This window comes from Terrimonas sp. (assembly GCF_003075435.1).
Taxonomy (GTDB): Bacteria; Bacteroidota; Bacteroidia; order Chitinophagales; family Chitinophagaceae; genus Agriterribacter.
Window position 1 is genome coordinate 49612 of sequence record NZ_QCZJ01000027.1, and the last position, 16674, is coordinate 66285.

The window sequence follows — 16674 nt, forward strand, 5'->3', positions numbered from 1 at the left end:
AATCGTAACAAATTCAATGTCTGTAAATGAACCCTTTAGTATGGTTACCTTATTTATCAAGAACATGGTTTGCGACCGCTGTGTACTGGTCGTAGCCGGTGAGTTAAAGAAAATTGGCATAAATGCCCAAAAAATCACGTTGGGAGAAGTGACCCTTGAAAAGGAACTTACGGCCGATCAAAAGGAGCAGCTTCATCAAGCTTTACTTGACCTGGGGTTTGAACCTATAGACAGTAAGAAGGGACGCATCATTGAAAAAATAAAAACGGTGATCATAAACATGGTACATCATAGCGACCATGATGAAAAAACCAATTTATCCGATTTATTAAGCAAAGCGTTGCATCATGATTACAATTACCTGTCCAATCTGTTTTCGGAAGTGGAAGGTATCACTATTGAAAAATACTTTATCGCTCAAAAAATTGAGAAGGTTAAAGAATTACTGGTGTACGACGAGCTTTCATTAAGTGAAATTGCTTTGCGTATGAATTACTCCAGTGTTGCCTATCTGAGCAACCAATTCAAAAAAGTTACCGGTCTTACGCCAAGCCATTTCAGACAAATCAGGGAAGAAAAGCGGAAACCGTTGGATAAAGTCTAATTTTATAGGGTAAAACAAATTGGTGTTACGAAGTAGCGGCCTTCCGCAAATGACAAAAGCAAAAGATGGACTGGTGTTTCTTCCCATGTTTTTCTCCTATCTCCACCGCCAATAAAAGGATTGTTTTGCAGGATCTGTTACCTGGCTATATCGAAAAAGCTGGATGTAAAAATGTGGAAGAAACACGCTATTTTAATACCCTGTTCGGTACCGTAAAACTCATTAAAGCCATCAAAGATGAATAGCCATCTTCATTCAATCATCCAACAGTATAAAGCTGACAGGGAATCAGTTTATAATACCTGGTTTACTAATAACGAAGAACGTTTGAAAGCATTCCGCTCCATCCGCAGAGGCGTACAGCAGATAGTGGATGATATTAAAAACAAGAAATTCGGAAATGATTTTAAAGGATCTTCTCTTGAATTTGTGCTCACCTGTATAACCGAACAAAAGCAGGTGTTTGAGGGAGCTGCGCACCCCTTCTATTGGAAGCCCAAGCTGAGAATCCCCGACATTTACGAAAATGAAACAAATAAGCAGCACTTTGGCCAGTTCCTTGAAAATTGCCTGAATGCAAAAGCAGAGGCGCAAATCATTAAAGAAATTATCCGGCTGGACAGCTACAAGATAAAAGGACTGGGGCCTGCCGTATCGAACATTCTTTATTTCCTGCATCCCACCATTGTACCACCCTTTAATACAGCCATCCTGAATGGATTCAATTATCTGTTCAAAGACAGGAAGAAATTAGGAAGTTGGAGCGAGTACCTGGCGCTGCGGGAAGTGTTGATCGATACCAATAAGCAATACCGCTCGGAACTTTCGCTGGATTTGGGAGCGATTGCAGGATTGCTTTTTGAAATAGGCACCCAAAAAATCATATTGGGTACAGATGAATATTTGTCAGAACCAGAGAGAAAGAAATTGGAAAAGCTGATTGAAAAAAGACGAGAAGAAGTAGAACATGAAAAACAGGAAGAGGATCTGCATACAGAAATGCAGTATCACTTACTAAAAATTGGTCACGCTTTGGGGTATGATGTCATTGCAGCTTCCAATGACCGCTCCAAATCACATTGCGGCAACAATTTTTCTTTTATTTGTTTGCAGGCATTTCCGGAGATTGATTTAGACCGGGAAACATTGAATACCGTAAAACTGATTGATGTATTATGGTTTCAAAAAGCAACCAATAATGTCATTGCTGCCTTTGAGGTGGAAAAAAGTACCAGCATCTATTCCGGTATCTTACGGCTTACAGATTTGAGTTACACGATCGCCGATGATGACGAAGTATTTTATCTGATCGTACCCGATAAAAGAGAAAAAGATGTGGTGGGGCAATTGTCACGGCCGGCCATAAAACAGAACAAGGTAATGATCAAGTATATTCTTTTTTCCGATTTGCGCCAACATTGCGACGCGCTCTGCAAATTTGGCGACAGCCACCTGATCATGGAAAAAATTGCAAGAAACGTGGCAACCAGGTAAGCCTGCTCTACACCCAGTCATTGTAAACAAATCAGGGAAGATAAACGCAAATCGTTGGATCAGGTGTAAACTTATAAATCAGTTCCTAATAATGCCCTTCCGGTTGTGCTATTATGTCAAACGATTTGGATACAACTAAAAGCAGTTGGACACATGCAGATGAAGATACTTATATAGCGGTGTGTCCACTAATGATATTGCCGCCCACACCGGCTTACCGTTCCCTGAGTGCCGGGTTAAGCACTCCTGTAAAGTTCTCCAATCGTTATAAAGGCGACATCAAAGCAGCAACATTTTCTATGCAGCAGGCAGAAGTGCAGTACCAACAGGTAGTACAGCAAATCCAGGTAGAGGTTACGCAAGCCTTCATTAACTACCAGGCTGCCCAAAAGCAAGTGCAGCAGTTCGACAATGGAATGCTAACGGATGCAAAAGAAGTTTTAGAGGGCAAGATCTACAGTTACAAGCGTGGTGAAACTTCTTTGCTGGAAGTATTAAATGCCCAACGAACCTATAATGATGTACAACAGATTATTACCAGGCGCTGCTGAACTATGCCTCCGCCCTGATCAACCTGGAAAGGTCGGCCGGAATCTGGGACATACATTAGCCCGGAGACTTAGCCGTATAGCACGCCAAATCCAATTATCTTATCATGTATCATCGGGCTAAAAAATTATTACGCTACATTCTCAAAAAAAATGTTTATATATTTGCAACGACAAAATGAAAAAGATTTTCCTTTTCATATTAGCCTTTACTTACTTTGCCTCTACTTCAGGCGCTACCCTGCATTTGCATTATTGTATGGGCAAAATGGTAGAATGGAGTGTATCAGACAATGAAGAGGAAAACTGCCCGATTTGCGGCAGCGACAAGGGCAAAATGGTGGAAAAGGGCTGCTGCAAGGATGAACACAAGCAGCTCAAAATTACCAATGATCACAGCATAACAGAAACGGCTTTCCAGGGATTGTATTTGATGGCGGTAGCCTTGCCTGATTCTTTCATTGACATTCCAGCTATCACCTTTTCTTCTATTACTGAGGAAAATCCCACCAGTAACGCACCACCCTACAGCACCGGAACTCCGATCTACAAGCGAAATTGCGTTTTCCGTATTTAGACTCCGCTCCACATTTTGAGCCTGACAGTATGCTGTTGGGCTAAAGGCATTTCTATCCACCGCTGATCTACCATCAGCATTACTTATCGTTCCTTATTTATCATTTATGGTACATCGTATTATAGAATGGTCGCTGCGCAACCGTTTCATCGTGTTAGTCCTGGCGGCAGCTTTTTTTGCGTGGGGCGTTTTTGCTGTTAAAAACAACCCCATAGATGCCATTCCCGACCTTTCCGAAAACCAGGTCATCGTTTTCAGCGAATGGATGGGACGGGGACCGCAGTTGATCGAAGACCAGGTAACCTACCCGCTGGTTACCAATTTACAGGGCCTTCCTAAGATCAAGTACGTGCGGGGCACGTCCATGTTCGGCATGAGCTTTATTTACATCATTTTTGAAGACAACGTAGACATTTATTGGGCAAGGGAACGGGTGCTGGAACGGCTTAGCACTATTTCCCGCAACCTGCCGCCAGGCGTCAGCCCGCAGTTAGGCCCCGATGGTACCGGCGTTGGGCATGTCCTGTGGTACACCCTCGATGCACCGGGCATGGATCTCGGTGAACAAAGAGCCTTGCAGGACTGGTATATCAAGTTCGCGCTGCAAAATGTACGAGGCGTAAGCGAGATCGCTTCCTTTGGCGGGTTCCAAAAGCAGTATCAGATCACGCTCGATCCCAACAAGCTTTTATACTATAAACTTGCTGTAAGTGATGTCATCAGCGCCGTTCGTGCCAATAACAACGAAACGGGCGGCAGTAAGTTTGAGTTAAGTGATATCGGCTATGTGATCAAGACCTCCGGCTATTTACAGTCCATCGGGGAAATCCAAAACATTGCCGTAAAAAGCAGTAACGGTATTGCCGTTAAAGTATCGGACATAGCCAGTGTGCAAACTTCCGGTGAAACAAGATTAGGGATTTTTGACCAGAATGGCGAAGGAGAACGGGTCGGCGGCATTGTGGTCATGCGCTATGGCGAAAATGCCGCGGAGGTAATTGAAAACGTGAAGGCCAAAATGCAGGAAGTAGCCAAAGGCTTTCCAGAAGGGGTAAAATTTGATATTGTTTATGACCGTGGCCAACTAATAAAGCAATCCATTTCCTCCGTCAAAGGCACACTTATCGAAGAGATCATAGCGGTTTCATTGATCGTTATCATCTTCCTGTTTCACTGGCGCAGTGCGCTGAGCATTATTATTCAAATTCCCGTCACCATTGCCATCAGCTTCATCCTGCTCAACGCTTTTGGTATTTCCTCTAATATCATGTCGCTTACCGGTATCGCATTGGCCATCGGGGTAATTGTGGATAATGGCATTGTGATGAGTGAAAATGCTTACAAGCACCTGGCAGACCGCTACGCACATTGGCAACAAGAACAAAAAGACAATCCTCAATTATGATCTGGCACAAAAAAAATAAAAAAGCAAAAGAAAAATGGATCACCGAGGAAGAGCGGTTATCCATTATTGAAAAATCCAGCAAGCAGGTATCCAGGGGTGTCTTCTTTGCCACGGTTATCATCATTACTTCTTTTCTTCCGGTGTTTTTACTCACCGGGCAGGAAGGGAAAATGTTTCACCCGATGGCCTACACCAAAACCTTTATACTCATAGTGGATGCGCTATTGGTATTAACCCTTGCGCCGGTGCTGATTTCCTTCTTCATGAAAGGAAAGTTCCGCCCCGACAGTGCTAATCCGGTAAACCGCTTTCTGGAGCGGATCTATACCCCGGTGATCCAATGGGTGATGAAGTGGAGAAAGACCACCCTTGCCATCAATATTCTGGCATTGCTGGTTTCCATTCCCCTGCTCAGAAGTTTGGGCACAGAGTTTATGCCGCCGCTGGATGAGCAAAGCATTTTGTTCATGCCTGTTACGCTACCGGATGTTTCCAACTCCGAGATGAAAAGGATATTACAGGTGCAGGATAAGATCATCAAATCCGTTCCGGAAGTGGACAAGGTGTTGGGGAAGGCTGGCAGGGCCAGTACCGCCACCGATAATTCGCCTATCAGCATGATTGAAACCATCATTATGCTCAAACCGCACAAAGAATGGCGGGAAGGCATCACCAAAGCGAAGATCATTAACGAACTGGACGCCAAACTGCAAATTCCCGGCGTGGTAAACGGCTGGACGCAGCCAATCATCAACCGTATCAATATGCTTTCTACTGGTATCCGCACGGATGTGGGTGTAAAGGTCTATGGACAAAACCTCGATACGATTGCCGTCGTATCAGAGCGGGTAAAAACAGCACTTGAAGGCACGGCCGGTATAGCTGATCTGTATGTTGAACCGATCACAGGCGGCAAATACCTGGCTATTGACACACGCCGGGCAGATTTAGGTCGCTATGGTCTGAGCGTGGACGATGTCAACCAAACCGTAGAAACGGCATTGGGCGGTGCGCCCATCGGGCAAACAGTAGAAGGCAGGCAGCGCTTTAGCATTAATGTACGGCTGGCGCAGGATTACCGCAACAGTGTAGACAACATTAAACGCATACCACTTCGGTCAGCCGGTTTCGGCGAAGTGCCGTTGAGCGCCGTAGCCGATGTAAAATTTGAAGACGGCCCACCCATGATCAACTCCGAAAACGCCTTGCTGCGAGGAGCTGTATTGTTTAATGTAAGAGACAGGGATTTGGGCAGCACGGTAAAAGAAGCAATAGAAAAGCTCAATCAGCAAAAAGGCATTTTACCGGCAGGCTATTTTCTGGAATGGAGCGGGCAGTATGAAAGTTTGATCAGGGGGCAGCAAACGCTGATGTGGATCGCGCCTATTGTGCTGGTGATTATCTTCTTCTCCCTGTACTTCGCCTTTCACTCCATCCGTGAAGCGTTTTTAAGCCTGATCACCGTTCCGTTTGCGTTGATCGGCGGAGCCTATATCATCTATTTCTGGGGCGTCAACCTTTCGGTAGCGGTTGCCGTGGGCTTTATCGCCTTATTTGGTATTGCGGTGGAAACCGGTATCGTCATGGTGATCTACCTCAACGATGCCATGCAGCAATTGATCAAACGCAAAGGCAATTCCAGTGAAGCCATTACCAGGGAAGATCTGCGGGAGTATGTCATTCAGGGTGCCGCCAAAAGGCTGCGTCCAAAGATCATGACGGTTTGTGTTTCGCTGTTTGGGTTGGTGCCGGTGCTGTGGGCCACCGGCGTGGGAACCGATGTGATGAAACCGGTAGTGCTGCCAATGATTGGCGGTGTGTTTACTTCAGCCATTCACATCCTGCTGGTAACGCCGCTCATCTTCTTAATGGCAAAAGAGTACGAATTAAAAAAATACGGAAAACTGGAGGTATATGATGTTCACCATTAAAAAATGTTTGTGGCTGCTCGTACTGCTTCCTTTCAGTGCCCTTGCACAACAAAAGGAAGTGCTGAGCCTGCCCGATGTGCTGCAAAAAATAGACAGCAATAATATCCTGCTCAGAACCTACGGATTAAAAGCGGAAGGATACAAGTACAGCGCCGATGCCGCCACTGCCTGGATGCCGCCGATGGTGGGCTTAGGGTCGTTTATGACGCCTTATCCTTTTCAGAAAATAATGGAGGCCAGGGACAAAGGTTCCCTTATGCTGCGGCTGGAACAGGAAATTCCGAACGGCAAAAAATTGCAGGCGAAAAAAAGATACATCCAGTCGCAGGGCAATGTGGAAAATGCCAATCGTGCGGTAACGCTTAATGAGCTGAAAGCACAGGCAAAATCACAGTATTTTAACTGGCTGGTAGCGTTGGAGAAAATCAGGATCATCCAACAAAACGAAAAAGTGCTGGAGATGATGAAGAAGATTGAAGAGGTACGCTATCCTTACAACCAGTCGCAGCTAAGCACAGTTTACCGGGCAGAAGCATCCATCGAAAAGAACCGCAATATGCTCTTTATGCCACAGAGCGAAATTGCGAAGGCAAAAGCCTATCTGAATGCTTTAATGAACCGTCCGGGCAATGCAGATCTTCAGATAGATACGGTGTATGAACCACGCTTTGTTGCCGCAACATTCTATGACACGGCCAGTCTTGCCACCCAGCGAAAAGATGTGCTGCGGATGAATGAAAGCATCCACGCCATGCAGCTCAATATCGAAGCCATGAAACTGGAACGGAAGCCCTCGTTTCGCATTCAATACGACCACATGTCGCCGTTGTCTTCCATGATGCCACAGGCATTCAGTGTGATGGGCATGGTCTCTATTCCTATTGCGCCGTGGTCAAAAAAAATGTATCAGTCGGAAATCAAATCCATGCGGTCCAATATCCAGGCGATGGAACAGGAACGTGCTGCCATGCTCCAGGAGACACAGGGCATGTTGTACGGCATGCAGGCAGAAATTCAAACGATGCAGCAGCGCATTCAATCCATAGAAGAAAAAGTGATACCGGCATTGCAAAAAACCTTTGATGCCAGCTTCATTACCTACCAGGAAAATAAGCTCACCCTCACAGTGGTTTTGGATAACTGGGACGCCCTGAACATGATGCGACTTGATGTGCTGGACGAAAAACAAAAATTATATCAAATGATCGTCGATTATGAAAAGGAATTATTCAGATAAACTGCTCATCGCGCTGCTGTTCTCACTATTGCTTTTTTCCTGCAAGGAAAAAACAGGAACAGCCACTGCGGATTCAATGCATGCCCACGACAAAGCAACGGCCTATACCTGCCCCATGCACCCGGAAATTGTGCGGGATCATCCGGGTAAATGTCCTATCTGTGGCATGGACCTGGTACCCATGAGCCATTCCAATGAGCTTCATGTAGATAGCAGCATTTTGCCGTTGCTGAAGCCGGTGAACGAACAGGTGGTTTCCGGTATCAGCACGATCACTCCGGACAGCGGCCGCCAGGCTTTTGCCGTCCCGGTGCAGGGCATCGTTACCTATGATATCAGGCACCAGGAAAGCATTTCCAGCCGTGTTGCCGGAAGAATTGAAAAAATGTATATCAGGTACAATTACCAGCCGGTACGCAAAGGACAGCTCATTATGGAAATTTATTCACCTGACCTGGCCGCCGCACAACGAGAATTGATTTACATCAGCAGCAGCGATGACAATGCTTTATTGCTGCAAAGGGCAACGCAACGGCTTAATTTGTTGGGCATGCAAACGGCACAGATCAACCAGGTCATTAAAACCGGAAAGCCTTTGTACCGTGTGCCCGTGTACAGCAGTGTCGATGGTTACATCGTAGAAAAAAAGGTAGCTGCCAACGCATCGCCCGCCAATACGGCGATGCCACCCTCACCCGCCGCCGCTGCAGATGGTATGGGCGCAATGGGCGGTGGTACCGCTTTGTCAAATACTACCGCAGCGCAGCAAGCCATTAATCCAACGCCGGTGCTCATCCGGGAAGGGCAGTATGTTGGTGCCGGAGAAACGGTTTTCACCATTTACAAAAGCAATAGCCTGATAGCAGCGTTTTCGTTTGCCCCTTCCATTGCAGCAACCCTAAAACGGGGTCAACAACTGACGTATCATACCGATGCCAACCCCGGCGATATAAAAACCGGCAGCATTGGCCTGATTGAACCCACGCAGAAAAATGGCGAAAATTTTACGGTAGCACGGGTGTACCTGTCGGGTAGTGATTTAAAGCCGGGGCAGTTACTCACTGCCAATATGCACGTAATAAAAGACGGTACCTACTGGCTGCCTCAAAATGCCGTGCTTCAACTGGGGACAAAAGCCGTGGTATTTAAAAAAGAAAAGGGCGTGTTTATTCCCAGGCAGGTGCAGGCAGGCATCAAAATCAATGACATGATAGAAATAAAAGATTCCATTGGCTATTGGCAGATAGCAAAAAATGCCAGTTTCCTGGTGGACAGTGAAAGCTTTATCAGACTGACATCAAATTATTCAAAATGAACCAGAAAATAAACATCCTCTCCGTTTTCCTACTTGCCGCTATCGCCATGTTGGGCTTGGGTTCGTGTAAAAACAAGGACACGAAAACACAAACGGAAACCACCCAAAAACAAACCTATACCTGCCCCATGCACCCGCAGATCGTAAGCGACAAGCCTGGTAGCTGTCCGATTTGCGGAATGGATCTGGTTCCGTTTGATAAAACCAATGCCGGTGATTTCTTAACGCTTAGCGTCCCACAACAGATGCTGGGAAACATCAATACAGACACGGTGAGAACGGGTTCCTTTTCCTCCTTTAAACAACTAAACGGCAGGCTTGCCGTAAACCCTTCACAAACGGATATGATATCCAGCCGGACAGCGGGCAGAATAGAAGCCCTGTATGTGAAAGAGACAGGCGTTCCGGTGCGTAAAGGGCAGCCCTTGTATAAAATATATTCAGAACAACTCGCAGCATTGCAACAGGAATACCTGGTTGCCGTTGCGCAGGCATCACAGTTTCCGGAAGACAAAAAATTTCAGCAACTCCTGGATGCTTCCCGGCAGAAATTGTTGCTCTATGATCAAAGTGAAGCGCAGGTACACCAGTTAAAAACCAGCAAAAAAACCAGCCCTTATATTACCTATATGGCTCCGGTAGATGGTATTGTTGCTGAAGTGTTGGTTACCGAAGGGCAATATGTAGCAGAAGGTTCCCCCATTATGAGCCTGGAAGGCTACCATAACATCTGGGTAGAAGCAGATCTGTATCCTGCCGAAGCAAGCCTGGTAAAAACGGGTGACCTGGTAAATGTGACCGTAGCCGGCTTTGAGAACGAACCGCAAAAAATGCGGGTTGAATTTATCGCACCGGCCTTACAGGAAGGCAGCCAGTTGCTCACGATCAGGGGCAATATACCCAACCTGCACAACCAGCTAAGAGCAGGCATGCAGGCCGTGGTGGAACTACCTGTGGCCAATACATCCCGAGCCGTCACCGTACCGGTAGATGCGGTCATTCATGACGGTAAAGGCGCTCACATCTGGGTAGAAACAGGTGCCGGAAAGTTTGAACCGAGGATGGTGGAAACAGGTGCCGAAAACGCACTATGGATCGAGATTACATCAGGAGTGCAACCCGGAGAAGTAGTGGTTACAGATGGTGCCTACCTGCTGAGCAGTGAGTTTATCCTCAAAAAGGGAGCAAGCAAGATGCATGACCATTAATGGCGATGGTGCGCCTGTGCGGGTTATTATCAGGCAGGGTGTATTTGCTATGGGCAGGAATTTTGGTTTCAAAATAAACGTGCCACTGAACTTTAACTGGTAACCAGTGAAGAAGTTAAAACAAACAGGCTGTTTCCCGTGCGGATCAGCCTGTTTTTGCTTTGGCAACATGAAACGGAATAGCAGCGAACAGTATCCCTGGCAAGGTTAACCCTGTTCCATGAAATTTTATAAATCAATTCCAAAATTTCGTAATAGTAGCCACTGGCATTATGGTCAAATTTGCATTATTCAATAAAGCAGCAAAATATGACGACAGATAATAATAAAGAAATCATCTATCTGCCTTTGGAAAACGTAGAGAGTGACCATTGCGCATCCATCGTTGACAGGGGGCTGGCACAAGTCAAGGGGATCACCACCCATAAAGTAGAGCTGAACAACCGCAGGGCCGCCATAACGGTAAATGACCATGAGGCAATACCCGAAGCGGTGAAGGCAGTAAAGGATCTCGGGTATAACATTACCACCACTAAGGGAGCTTTTCCTGTCCTGGGAATGACCTGCGCATCCTGTGCAGGAAGTGCTGAAAGTATCGTAAAATACCAACCCGGCGTAGTCAGTGCATCCGTCAACTTTGCTACCGGGAATCTTACCGTGGAATATCTTCCGAATATGACCAGCGCTTCAACGTTGCAAAAAGCGGTACAATCCGTAGGGTACGATTTACTGATTGAAGATGAAACCAGGCAGCAGGAAACATTGGAAGCCATCCACGCCCAAAACTTCAGCAAGCTGAAGACTAAAACCGTATGGGCAATCATCCTGTCTTTACCTGTGGTAGTGATAGGGATGTTCTTCATGGATATACCTTATGCCAACCAGATCATGTGGGCATTCGCTACGCCTGTTGTGGCATGGCTGGGCAGGGATTTCTTTATCAATGCCTGGAAACAGGCCAGACACCGTTCCGCCAATATGGACACGCTCGTGGCGTTAAGTACGGGGATTGCCTATGTCTTCAGCGTATTCAATATGCTGTTTGCTGACTTTTGGCATCACAGAGGGTTGCATGCGCACGTATATTTTGAAGCCGCAGCCGTTATCATAGCATTTATCCTGTTAGGGAAATTGCTGGAAGAAAAAGCCAAAGGAAATACATCATCGGCCATTAAAAAACTGATGGGCTTACAACCTAAAACCGTAATGGTGATCCAGGCCGACGGGTCAGAAAAGCAGACCGCCATTGAAGAGGTAAACCCGGGTGATGTGATACTGGTAAAGCCCGGTGAAAAAATTGCTGTAGACGGTATGGTAACATCAGGCAGCTCGTATGTGGATGAAAGCATGTTAAGCGGAGAGCCGGTCCCGGTACTTAAAAATGAAAACGAAAAAGTGTTTGCAGGAACGATCAACCAAAAAGGCAGCTTCCAGTTTAAAGCAGTGAAGGTAGGTAAAGAGACCATGCTTGCCCACATCATCAAAATGGTGCAGGATGCACAGGGAAGCAAAGCGCCTGTTCAGAAATTGGTAGATAAAATTGCGGGCATTTTTGTTCCGGTTGTCATGGGCATTGCCATCCTGGCCTTTTTGCTGTGGCTGGTGCTGGGTGGCGATGACGGGATCGTACAGGGATTACTGGCAGCCGTCACCGTACTCGTCATTGCCTGTCCATGCGCATTGGGACTGGCCACGCCTACGGCTATCATGGTGGGCGTAGGCAAAGGAGCAGAAAAGGGTATCCTCATTAAAGATGCGGAAAGCCTCGAACTGGCCAAGAAAATAAATGCCGTCGTACTGGATAAAACGGGAACCATTACCGAAGGAAAACCACAGGTAACCGGCATCCAATGGCTGAATAATGACGACGCTGCCAAAAATGTGCTGTTGAGCATTGAAAAGCAATCGGAGCATCCATTGGCAGAAGCAGTGGCAAAACACTATGAAGGGATAGGGACCACCTCTTTGTCCCTGTTCGACAGTATTACGGGTAAAGGGGCAAAAGCCAATCACAACGGCGAAACCTATTTTGTAGGAAATAAAAAGCTGTTGGCAGAAAACAAGATTGCCATTGCCGGCGAATTACAAGACAAAGCTGAAGAATGGGGCAAACAGTCCAAAACCGTTATCTGGTTTGCAAACAGCAAACAGGCTCTTGCTGTCATTGCCATAGCCGATAAGATTAAAGACACATCAGTACAGGCCATCAAAGAAATGCAGGATATGGGCATTGACCTGTATATGCTCACCGGGGATAATGACGCTACCGCAAAATCCATTGCAGAGCAGACAGGCATCAGGCATTACAAGGCCGAGGTATTGCCACAGCACAAAGCCGATTTTGTGAAAGAACTGCAACAGCAGGGTAAAACAGTGGCGATGGTAGGCGATGGCATTAATGACAGCACCGCTTTGGCAACAGCCGATGTAAGTATCGCAATGGGCAAAGGCAGCGATATAGCAATGGATGTTGCCAAGATGACCATCATCTCCTCAGACCTTACCAAGATACCGCAGGCAATACGCTTGTCAAAACAGACTGTAGCCACTATCAAACAAAACCTGTTTTGGGCGTTTATTTACAATGTAATTGGCATTCCGATAGCCGCAGGTATCCTTTATCCTGTGAATGGCTTCCTGCTTAACCCCATGATTGCAGGGGCGGCAATGGCACTCAGCAGCGTAAGTGTAGTCAGCAATAGCCTGCTACTGAAATGGAAAAATAGGTAAGGATAAAACGCGTAATATAACCGTACATAAAAACATACAATGTGCAAATAAATCTACTGGCATTGGGGATATTTGGGTCCAACTTTTAAAAAAGGCAGGGACTTGTTTGCTCATTATCAACGCAGGACACGTAATTAAACTAAATAGAGCCTCAAGCTGGCTAATGGCACAGTTTTTACCCTCCTTACTAAAATCTATGTTATGAAAAAAATTATGCCCATTGCCGCATTGATAATATTCATTCTTGCTGCCTGCAACAAAAATAGTGATGAACTGCGCCTGCAAAGCCATGACGAAAACCGCATGATGGATAGTTTGCACGCCATGATGAGCCGAATGGAAGCTATGCCTATGACCGACGATCCTGAGATCGACTTCGCGAAAATGATGATTATGCACCATGATGGAGCAATAAACATGAGTACCGTTCAAAGCCAGGAAGGACAGAATGACTCTTTAAAGCGGTTTTCTCAAAAGGTAATTAGTGCTCAAACCCTGGAAATACAGGAATTGAAAGATTTCTTAACCACACAGTCAGTAAATAACGCTGTACCGGCCCATTCAGCCGAGCACATGGCCCACATGAAGAAAATGGATCAGATGGCAGATGTTCAGCTTATAACCGGTGATCTGGACAATGACTATGCTACGCTGTTGATTCTACATCACAACAGTGCGATTGAAGACGCAGAAGCCTACATTATGTTTGGCAATAACGCTCAATTGAAGTCGATGGCACAGATGATGATTGACGACCAGACAAAAGAAATTCAAGAGTTAAGCAATTGGATAAAATCAAACAAACGTTGATGGCTACTGATTATTGATAAAAGCGCTGTCACTAAAAAGGAAACTTTATCAAGGTGCATAATAACAACACCGAATTTAGACAGCATGTAAGTACTTCAAAAAACAAAGGCATTAACATCGCAATGGATGTTAGCAGATACCTTCATTTCTTCTGACCTTGCCGAGATCCCGTAAGCCATAAGGTTGTCAGACAAAAGCAAGCCCTGCTTTAGGTATTTCTTTACAATGTAATCAGCTTTCCGGTAACGGAATATATCCGTTAACCGCGTAAGCAGCCTCCTGCTTAACCAAAAGAATGCAGGATCGGAAATAGAACGCTATAGCTTGCGGTTGAGAGGGGAAAAGAAATCCGTAAATCTTATAAATTAAACCCGAAATTACGTAATACAGCCATGCAGCATTTTATGGAAATTTGCAGTATCAGATAACTGTAAAAATTTTTAAGCAATGGAAAATAAAGAATTTCAATTCAAGACAAACATTAATTGTGGCGGTTGTATCGCATCAGTAAAGCCGCATTTGGATAATGCAGAGGGCATTTGCCATTGGGAAGTGGACACAGCCAATAAGGACAAAGTACTTACTGTGAAGTCAGAGGGCATTACAGAGCAGGAAGTGATATCGACAGTACAAAAGGCAGGCTTCACAATAGAGCCGTTGAATGCCTAAGCATAAAAAGGTGAAAAATGCCCATTTTACCAATGACTTTCAATATATTAGGTTTTCAGGTAAGGGCATTTTTTCCGTATTAAAGAAAGACAGGCAGCAGGGTAAGTAATTTTTTTTGGTTTATATAACAAAAAGATGTAAAACGATTAAAAAAACGAATCTTCTTTGTAACTTTGTGGCGTTGAAAAATTTGAGAATACATATAGGCATTTTAACACTGTTGTGTTTGGGTTTCTTTCTGATGCCCAACCTAAGTTATGCCTGTCCAAAAAATGCAACAACGGCCGAGAAAGCTGCGTGTTCCAAGAAAAAGTCCATCAAAGCAGAACACCAGGCAGGTTGTAAAGATAAATCCTGTGAAAAGTGCAAGCATGGCAAAGGCTGCGGGGGCAATTGTAAACATAACTCTTGCAGGTGCGGCGCTTCTGTAACTTCTTTAAGCATACCAACCCCCATCGACTTAAAAGCAAAATATCCTTTTGCAGCAGCTAAAAAGCAAAAATTCGGTTTCAAAGAAGCCTGTTATTCTTCGGGCTATTACTCCATTTGGCTACCGCCTAAAATAAGCTAAACCTATGGCCTGATAGCCATAGGTGTGCCCTTTCAAAAGCAACTCTCCGCTTTTGAACTTCCCCTATTTGTATCATTTATTCAAAACTTTAACCAGGAAAGGGGTTGCTAATACCCCGTTTCTAAAAAAGTAATTATTATGAAATCATTATCGAAAATGGTGATGGTAATCGCTGTATTACTATCATCAATTAACGGTTTTGCACAGATAAAGAATGCGAAAACGGAAACCGTGAAGATCTACGGTAATTGTGAAATGTGTAAAACCACCATCGAAAAAGCAGGTAATGTAAAGAAGGTAGCCAGCGTGGACTGGAATAAAGACACCAAAGTGGCTACACTCACTTACGACAGCGACAGAACAAACCAGGATGAAATCCTGAAGCGTATTGCTTTAGCCGGGTATGACAATGAGAAGTTCCGCGCTCCCGATGACGTATATGCAAAACTGGCTGGCTGCTGCCAGTACGATAGACCCTTGAAGACGGTTGCCAAAAATAAAGAGGCGGGTAAGGATATGGCGGGTATGGATATGACCGGCATGAAAACAGAGCACGGCAATCATGATCACAGTAAAATGGATGCCTCAGCTAAAACGACGGACCCCCAGGATCAGTCACCGCTAAAACCGGTATTTGACAGCTACTTTTCAGTGAAAGATGCCCTGGTAAAGACCGACGCTGCCACCGCGTCCGCCAAAGCCACTGAATTGGCAGCAGCCATCAAAGCAGTAGATATGAATAAGCTGTCGGCACAGGAACATACTGCCTGGATGAAAGTAATGAAAGACTTAGCGGCCAATGCAACGAGTATTTCAACATCAAAAGATGTAGCCAAACAAAGAAATGGCTTCGCAGCACTTTCAGGTAATATCTACGAACTGGCGAAAGTCTCCAAGCAGGACATTCCCGTTTACTACCAGCATTGCCCTATGTATAATGGAGGCAAGGGAGCCAATTGGCTGAGTAAGGAGAATGTAATTAAAAATCCATTCTATGGCTCACAAATGCTTAGCTGCGGCAGTACGGTAGAAACCATTAAATAACAGATCTGAACGCTATGGTACAGTACGATGACATGGTGCAGGCGCTCAAAGAACTGAGACAACGTGGGTACAGTATGGACTTTAGTCTGTTACCGGACTGCCTGTACTGTGCATCAAGGAGCCTGAAGCTAAAACCGAAGGATTTTACGGTAACGGAAACACATAGGTTTGAAAGCCTCGACAGCAGTCCTGATAACAATGCAGTCGTGTACGCGATATCGTCCAATGACGGTAAGAACAAAGGGGTACTTGTTGATGCCTATGGTACTTATGCCGGTGTGATGACCCATGAGATGGCAAAAAAATTAAATGCACATAAATTTTAAAACCCCTTGTTATGAATAAATACACTTGTCCGATGCATCCGCAGGTACTAAAAGACGAACCGGGCAAATGCCCGCTCTGCGGTATGACATTAGGCCTCTTGTATTAAACGATATGCACATATGTTAATAATTAAAAATAGAAAAGGTATAAGAGTTGATGAGCATATTGCATGTTATGGAAAAAGATACCACAAAACCTTTCCGG

General features: G+C 45.3%; 17 protein-coding genes. 16 read left to right on the forward strand and 1 reads right to left on the reverse strand.

Features of this window, described 5'->3' with window-relative positions:
• The first annotated feature begins 16 nt into the window (after positions 1 to 16).
• From DC498_RS21475 to DC498_RS21535, 13 genes are all read left to right on the forward strand, one after another.
• Entirely contained in the window at positions 17 to 604 is a 588-nt protein-coding gene (locus DC498_RS21475) for a helix-turn-helix domain-containing protein (RefSeq protein ID WP_240628070.1), read from the forward strand.
• Between the two features lie 65 nt (positions 605 to 669).
• On the forward strand, positions 670 to 849 hold the full coding sequence (locus DC498_RS21480) for a hypothetical protein (protein WP_116876225.1): 180 nt from the start codon (positions 670 to 672) through the stop codon (positions 847 to 849).
• On the forward strand, positions 842 to 2098 hold the full coding sequence (locus DC498_RS21485) for a hypothetical protein (protein ID WP_116876226.1): 1257 nt from the start codon (positions 842 to 844) through the stop codon (positions 2096 to 2098). The genes DC498_RS21480 and DC498_RS21485 overlap by 8 nt, the downstream gene beginning before the upstream one ends.
• A gap of 125 nt (positions 2099 to 2223) precedes the next feature.
• A complete protein-coding gene (locus DC498_RS21490; RefSeq protein ID WP_165813922.1) occupies positions 2224 to 2649 on the forward strand; it encodes a TolC family protein in 426 nt (141 codons plus the stop codon).
• Positions 2650 to 2824: 175 nt separating this feature from the next.
• A complete protein-coding gene (locus tag DC498_RS21495) occupies positions 2825 to 3223 on the forward strand; it encodes an HYC_CC_PP family protein (protein ID WP_116876227.1) in 399 nt (132 codons plus the stop codon).
• 106 nt (positions 3224 to 3329) lie between these two features.
• A complete protein-coding gene (locus DC498_RS26660; protein WP_054282532.1) occupies positions 3330 to 4628 on the forward strand; it encodes an efflux RND transporter permease subunit in 1299 nt (432 codons plus the stop codon).
• Positions 4592 to 6559: an efflux RND transporter permease subunit gene (locus DC498_RS26665; protein WP_255415854.1), complete on the forward strand. Its 1968-nt coding sequence runs from the start codon at positions 4592 to 4594 to the stop codon at positions 6557 to 6559. Before DC498_RS26660 ends, DC498_RS26665 begins: the two co-directional genes overlap by 37 nt.
• Entirely contained in the window at positions 6543 to 7796 is a 1254-nt protein-coding gene (locus tag DC498_RS21510) for a TolC family protein (protein ID WP_206197720.1), read from the forward strand. Before DC498_RS26665 ends, DC498_RS21510 begins: the two co-directional genes overlap by 17 nt.
• Positions 7774 to 9111 carry an efflux RND transporter periplasmic adaptor subunit gene (locus DC498_RS21515; protein ID WP_054282530.1) on the forward strand — a complete coding sequence of 446 codons (1338 nt, stop codon included), beginning with the start codon at positions 7774 to 7776 and terminating at the stop codon, positions 9109 to 9111. Before DC498_RS21510 ends, DC498_RS21515 begins: the two co-directional genes overlap by 23 nt.
• Entirely contained in the window at positions 9108 to 10319 is a 1212-nt protein-coding gene (locus DC498_RS21520) for an efflux RND transporter periplasmic adaptor subunit (protein ID WP_054282529.1), read from the forward strand. The genes DC498_RS21515 and DC498_RS21520 overlap by 4 nt, the downstream gene beginning before the upstream one ends.
• A 309-nt stretch (positions 10320 to 10628) precedes the next feature.
• A complete protein-coding gene (locus DC498_RS21525) occupies positions 10629 to 13049 on the forward strand; it encodes a heavy metal translocating P-type ATPase (RefSeq protein WP_054282528.1) in 2421 nt (806 codons plus the stop codon).
• Positions 13050 to 13250: 201 nt separating this feature from the next.
• Positions 13251 to 13859, forward strand: a complete 609-nt coding sequence (locus DC498_RS21530; RefSeq protein WP_054282527.1) for a DUF305 domain-containing protein — start codon at positions 13251 to 13253, stop codon at positions 13857 to 13859.
• 447 nt (positions 13860 to 14306) lie between these two features.
• Positions 14307 to 14528, forward strand: a complete 222-nt coding sequence (locus tag DC498_RS21535; protein WP_054282526.1) for a heavy-metal-associated domain-containing protein — start codon at positions 14307 to 14309, stop codon at positions 14526 to 14528.
• Positions 14529 to 14783: 255 nt separating this feature from the next.
• On the opposite strand, the gene DC498_RS26255 is transcribed toward DC498_RS21535, so the two are convergent.
• Complete coding sequence (locus DC498_RS26255) at positions 14784 to 15041, reverse strand: hypothetical protein (protein WP_157444941.1); 258 nt, start codon at positions 15039 to 15041, stop codon at positions 14784 to 14786.
• 196 nt (positions 15042 to 15237) lie between these two features.
• Between DC498_RS26255 and DC498_RS21540 the strand changes: the two genes are divergently transcribed.
• The 3 genes from DC498_RS21540 to DC498_RS26600 are packed head-to-tail and all read left to right on the forward strand — an operon-like array spanning position 15238 to position 16576.
• A complete protein-coding gene (locus tag DC498_RS21540) occupies positions 15238 to 16143 on the forward strand; it encodes a DUF3347 domain-containing protein (RefSeq protein WP_116876228.1) in 906 nt (301 codons plus the stop codon).
• 14 nt (positions 16144 to 16157) lie between these two features.
• Complete coding sequence (locus tag DC498_RS21545; protein ID WP_054282523.1) at positions 16158 to 16469, forward strand: hypothetical protein; 312 nt, start codon at positions 16158 to 16160, stop codon at positions 16467 to 16469.
• A gap of 11 nt (positions 16470 to 16480) precedes the next feature.
• On the forward strand, positions 16481 to 16576 hold the full coding sequence (locus DC498_RS26600) for a heavy metal-binding domain-containing protein (protein ID WP_255415855.1): 96 nt from the start codon (positions 16481 to 16483) through the stop codon (positions 16574 to 16576).
• Positions 16577 to 16674: the final 98 nt, after the last annotated feature.

Excerpts from the sequence above, each read along its gene's own strand:
- DC498_RS21510 (WP_206197720.1), top strand. The coding sequence starts at position 6,543 with ATGATGTTCACCATTAAAAAATGTTTGTGGCTGCTCGTACTGCTTCCT.
- DC498_RS21480 (WP_116876225.1), top strand. The coding sequence starts at position 670 with ATGGACTGGTGTTTCTTCCCATGTTTTTCTCCTATCTCCACCGCCAAT.
- DC498_RS21535 (WP_054282526.1), top strand. The coding sequence starts at position 14,307 with ATGGAAAATAAAGAATTTCAATTCAAGACAAACATTAATTGTGGCGGT.
- DC498_RS21520 (WP_054282529.1), top strand. The coding sequence starts at position 9,108 with ATGAACCAGAAAATAAACATCCTCTCCGTTTTCCTACTTGCCGCTATC.
- DC498_RS21525 (WP_054282528.1), top strand. The coding sequence starts at position 10,629 with ATGACGACAGATAATAATAAAGAAATCATCTATCTGCCTTTGGAAAAC.
- DC498_RS21475 (WP_240628070.1), top strand. The coding sequence starts at position 17 with ATGTCTGTAAATGAACCCTTTAGTATGGTTACCTTATTTATCAAGAAC.
- DC498_RS26600 (WP_255415855.1), top strand. The coding sequence starts at position 16,481 with ATGAATAAATACACTTGTCCGATGCATCCGCAGGTACTAAAAGACGAA.
- DC498_RS21495 (WP_116876227.1), top strand. The coding sequence starts at position 2,825 with ATGAAAAAGATTTTCCTTTTCATATTAGCCTTTACTTACTTTGCCTCT.
- DC498_RS21545 (WP_054282523.1), top strand. The coding sequence starts at position 16,158 with ATGGTACAGTACGATGACATGGTGCAGGCGCTCAAAGAACTGAGACAA.
- DC498_RS26660 (WP_054282532.1), top strand. The coding sequence starts at position 3,330 with ATGGTACATCGTATTATAGAATGGTCGCTGCGCAACCGTTTCATCGTG.
- DC498_RS21485 (WP_116876226.1), top strand. The coding sequence starts at position 842 with ATGAATAGCCATCTTCATTCAATCATCCAACAGTATAAAGCTGACAGG.
- DC498_RS21540 (WP_116876228.1), top strand. The coding sequence starts at position 15,238 with ATGAAATCATTATCGAAAATGGTGATGGTAATCGCTGTATTACTATCA.
- DC498_RS21515 (WP_054282530.1), top strand. The coding sequence starts at position 7,774 with ATGAAAAGGAATTATTCAGATAAACTGCTCATCGCGCTGCTGTTCTCA.
- DC498_RS21530 (WP_054282527.1), top strand. The coding sequence starts at position 13,251 with ATGAAAAAAATTATGCCCATTGCCGCATTGATAATATTCATTCTTGCT.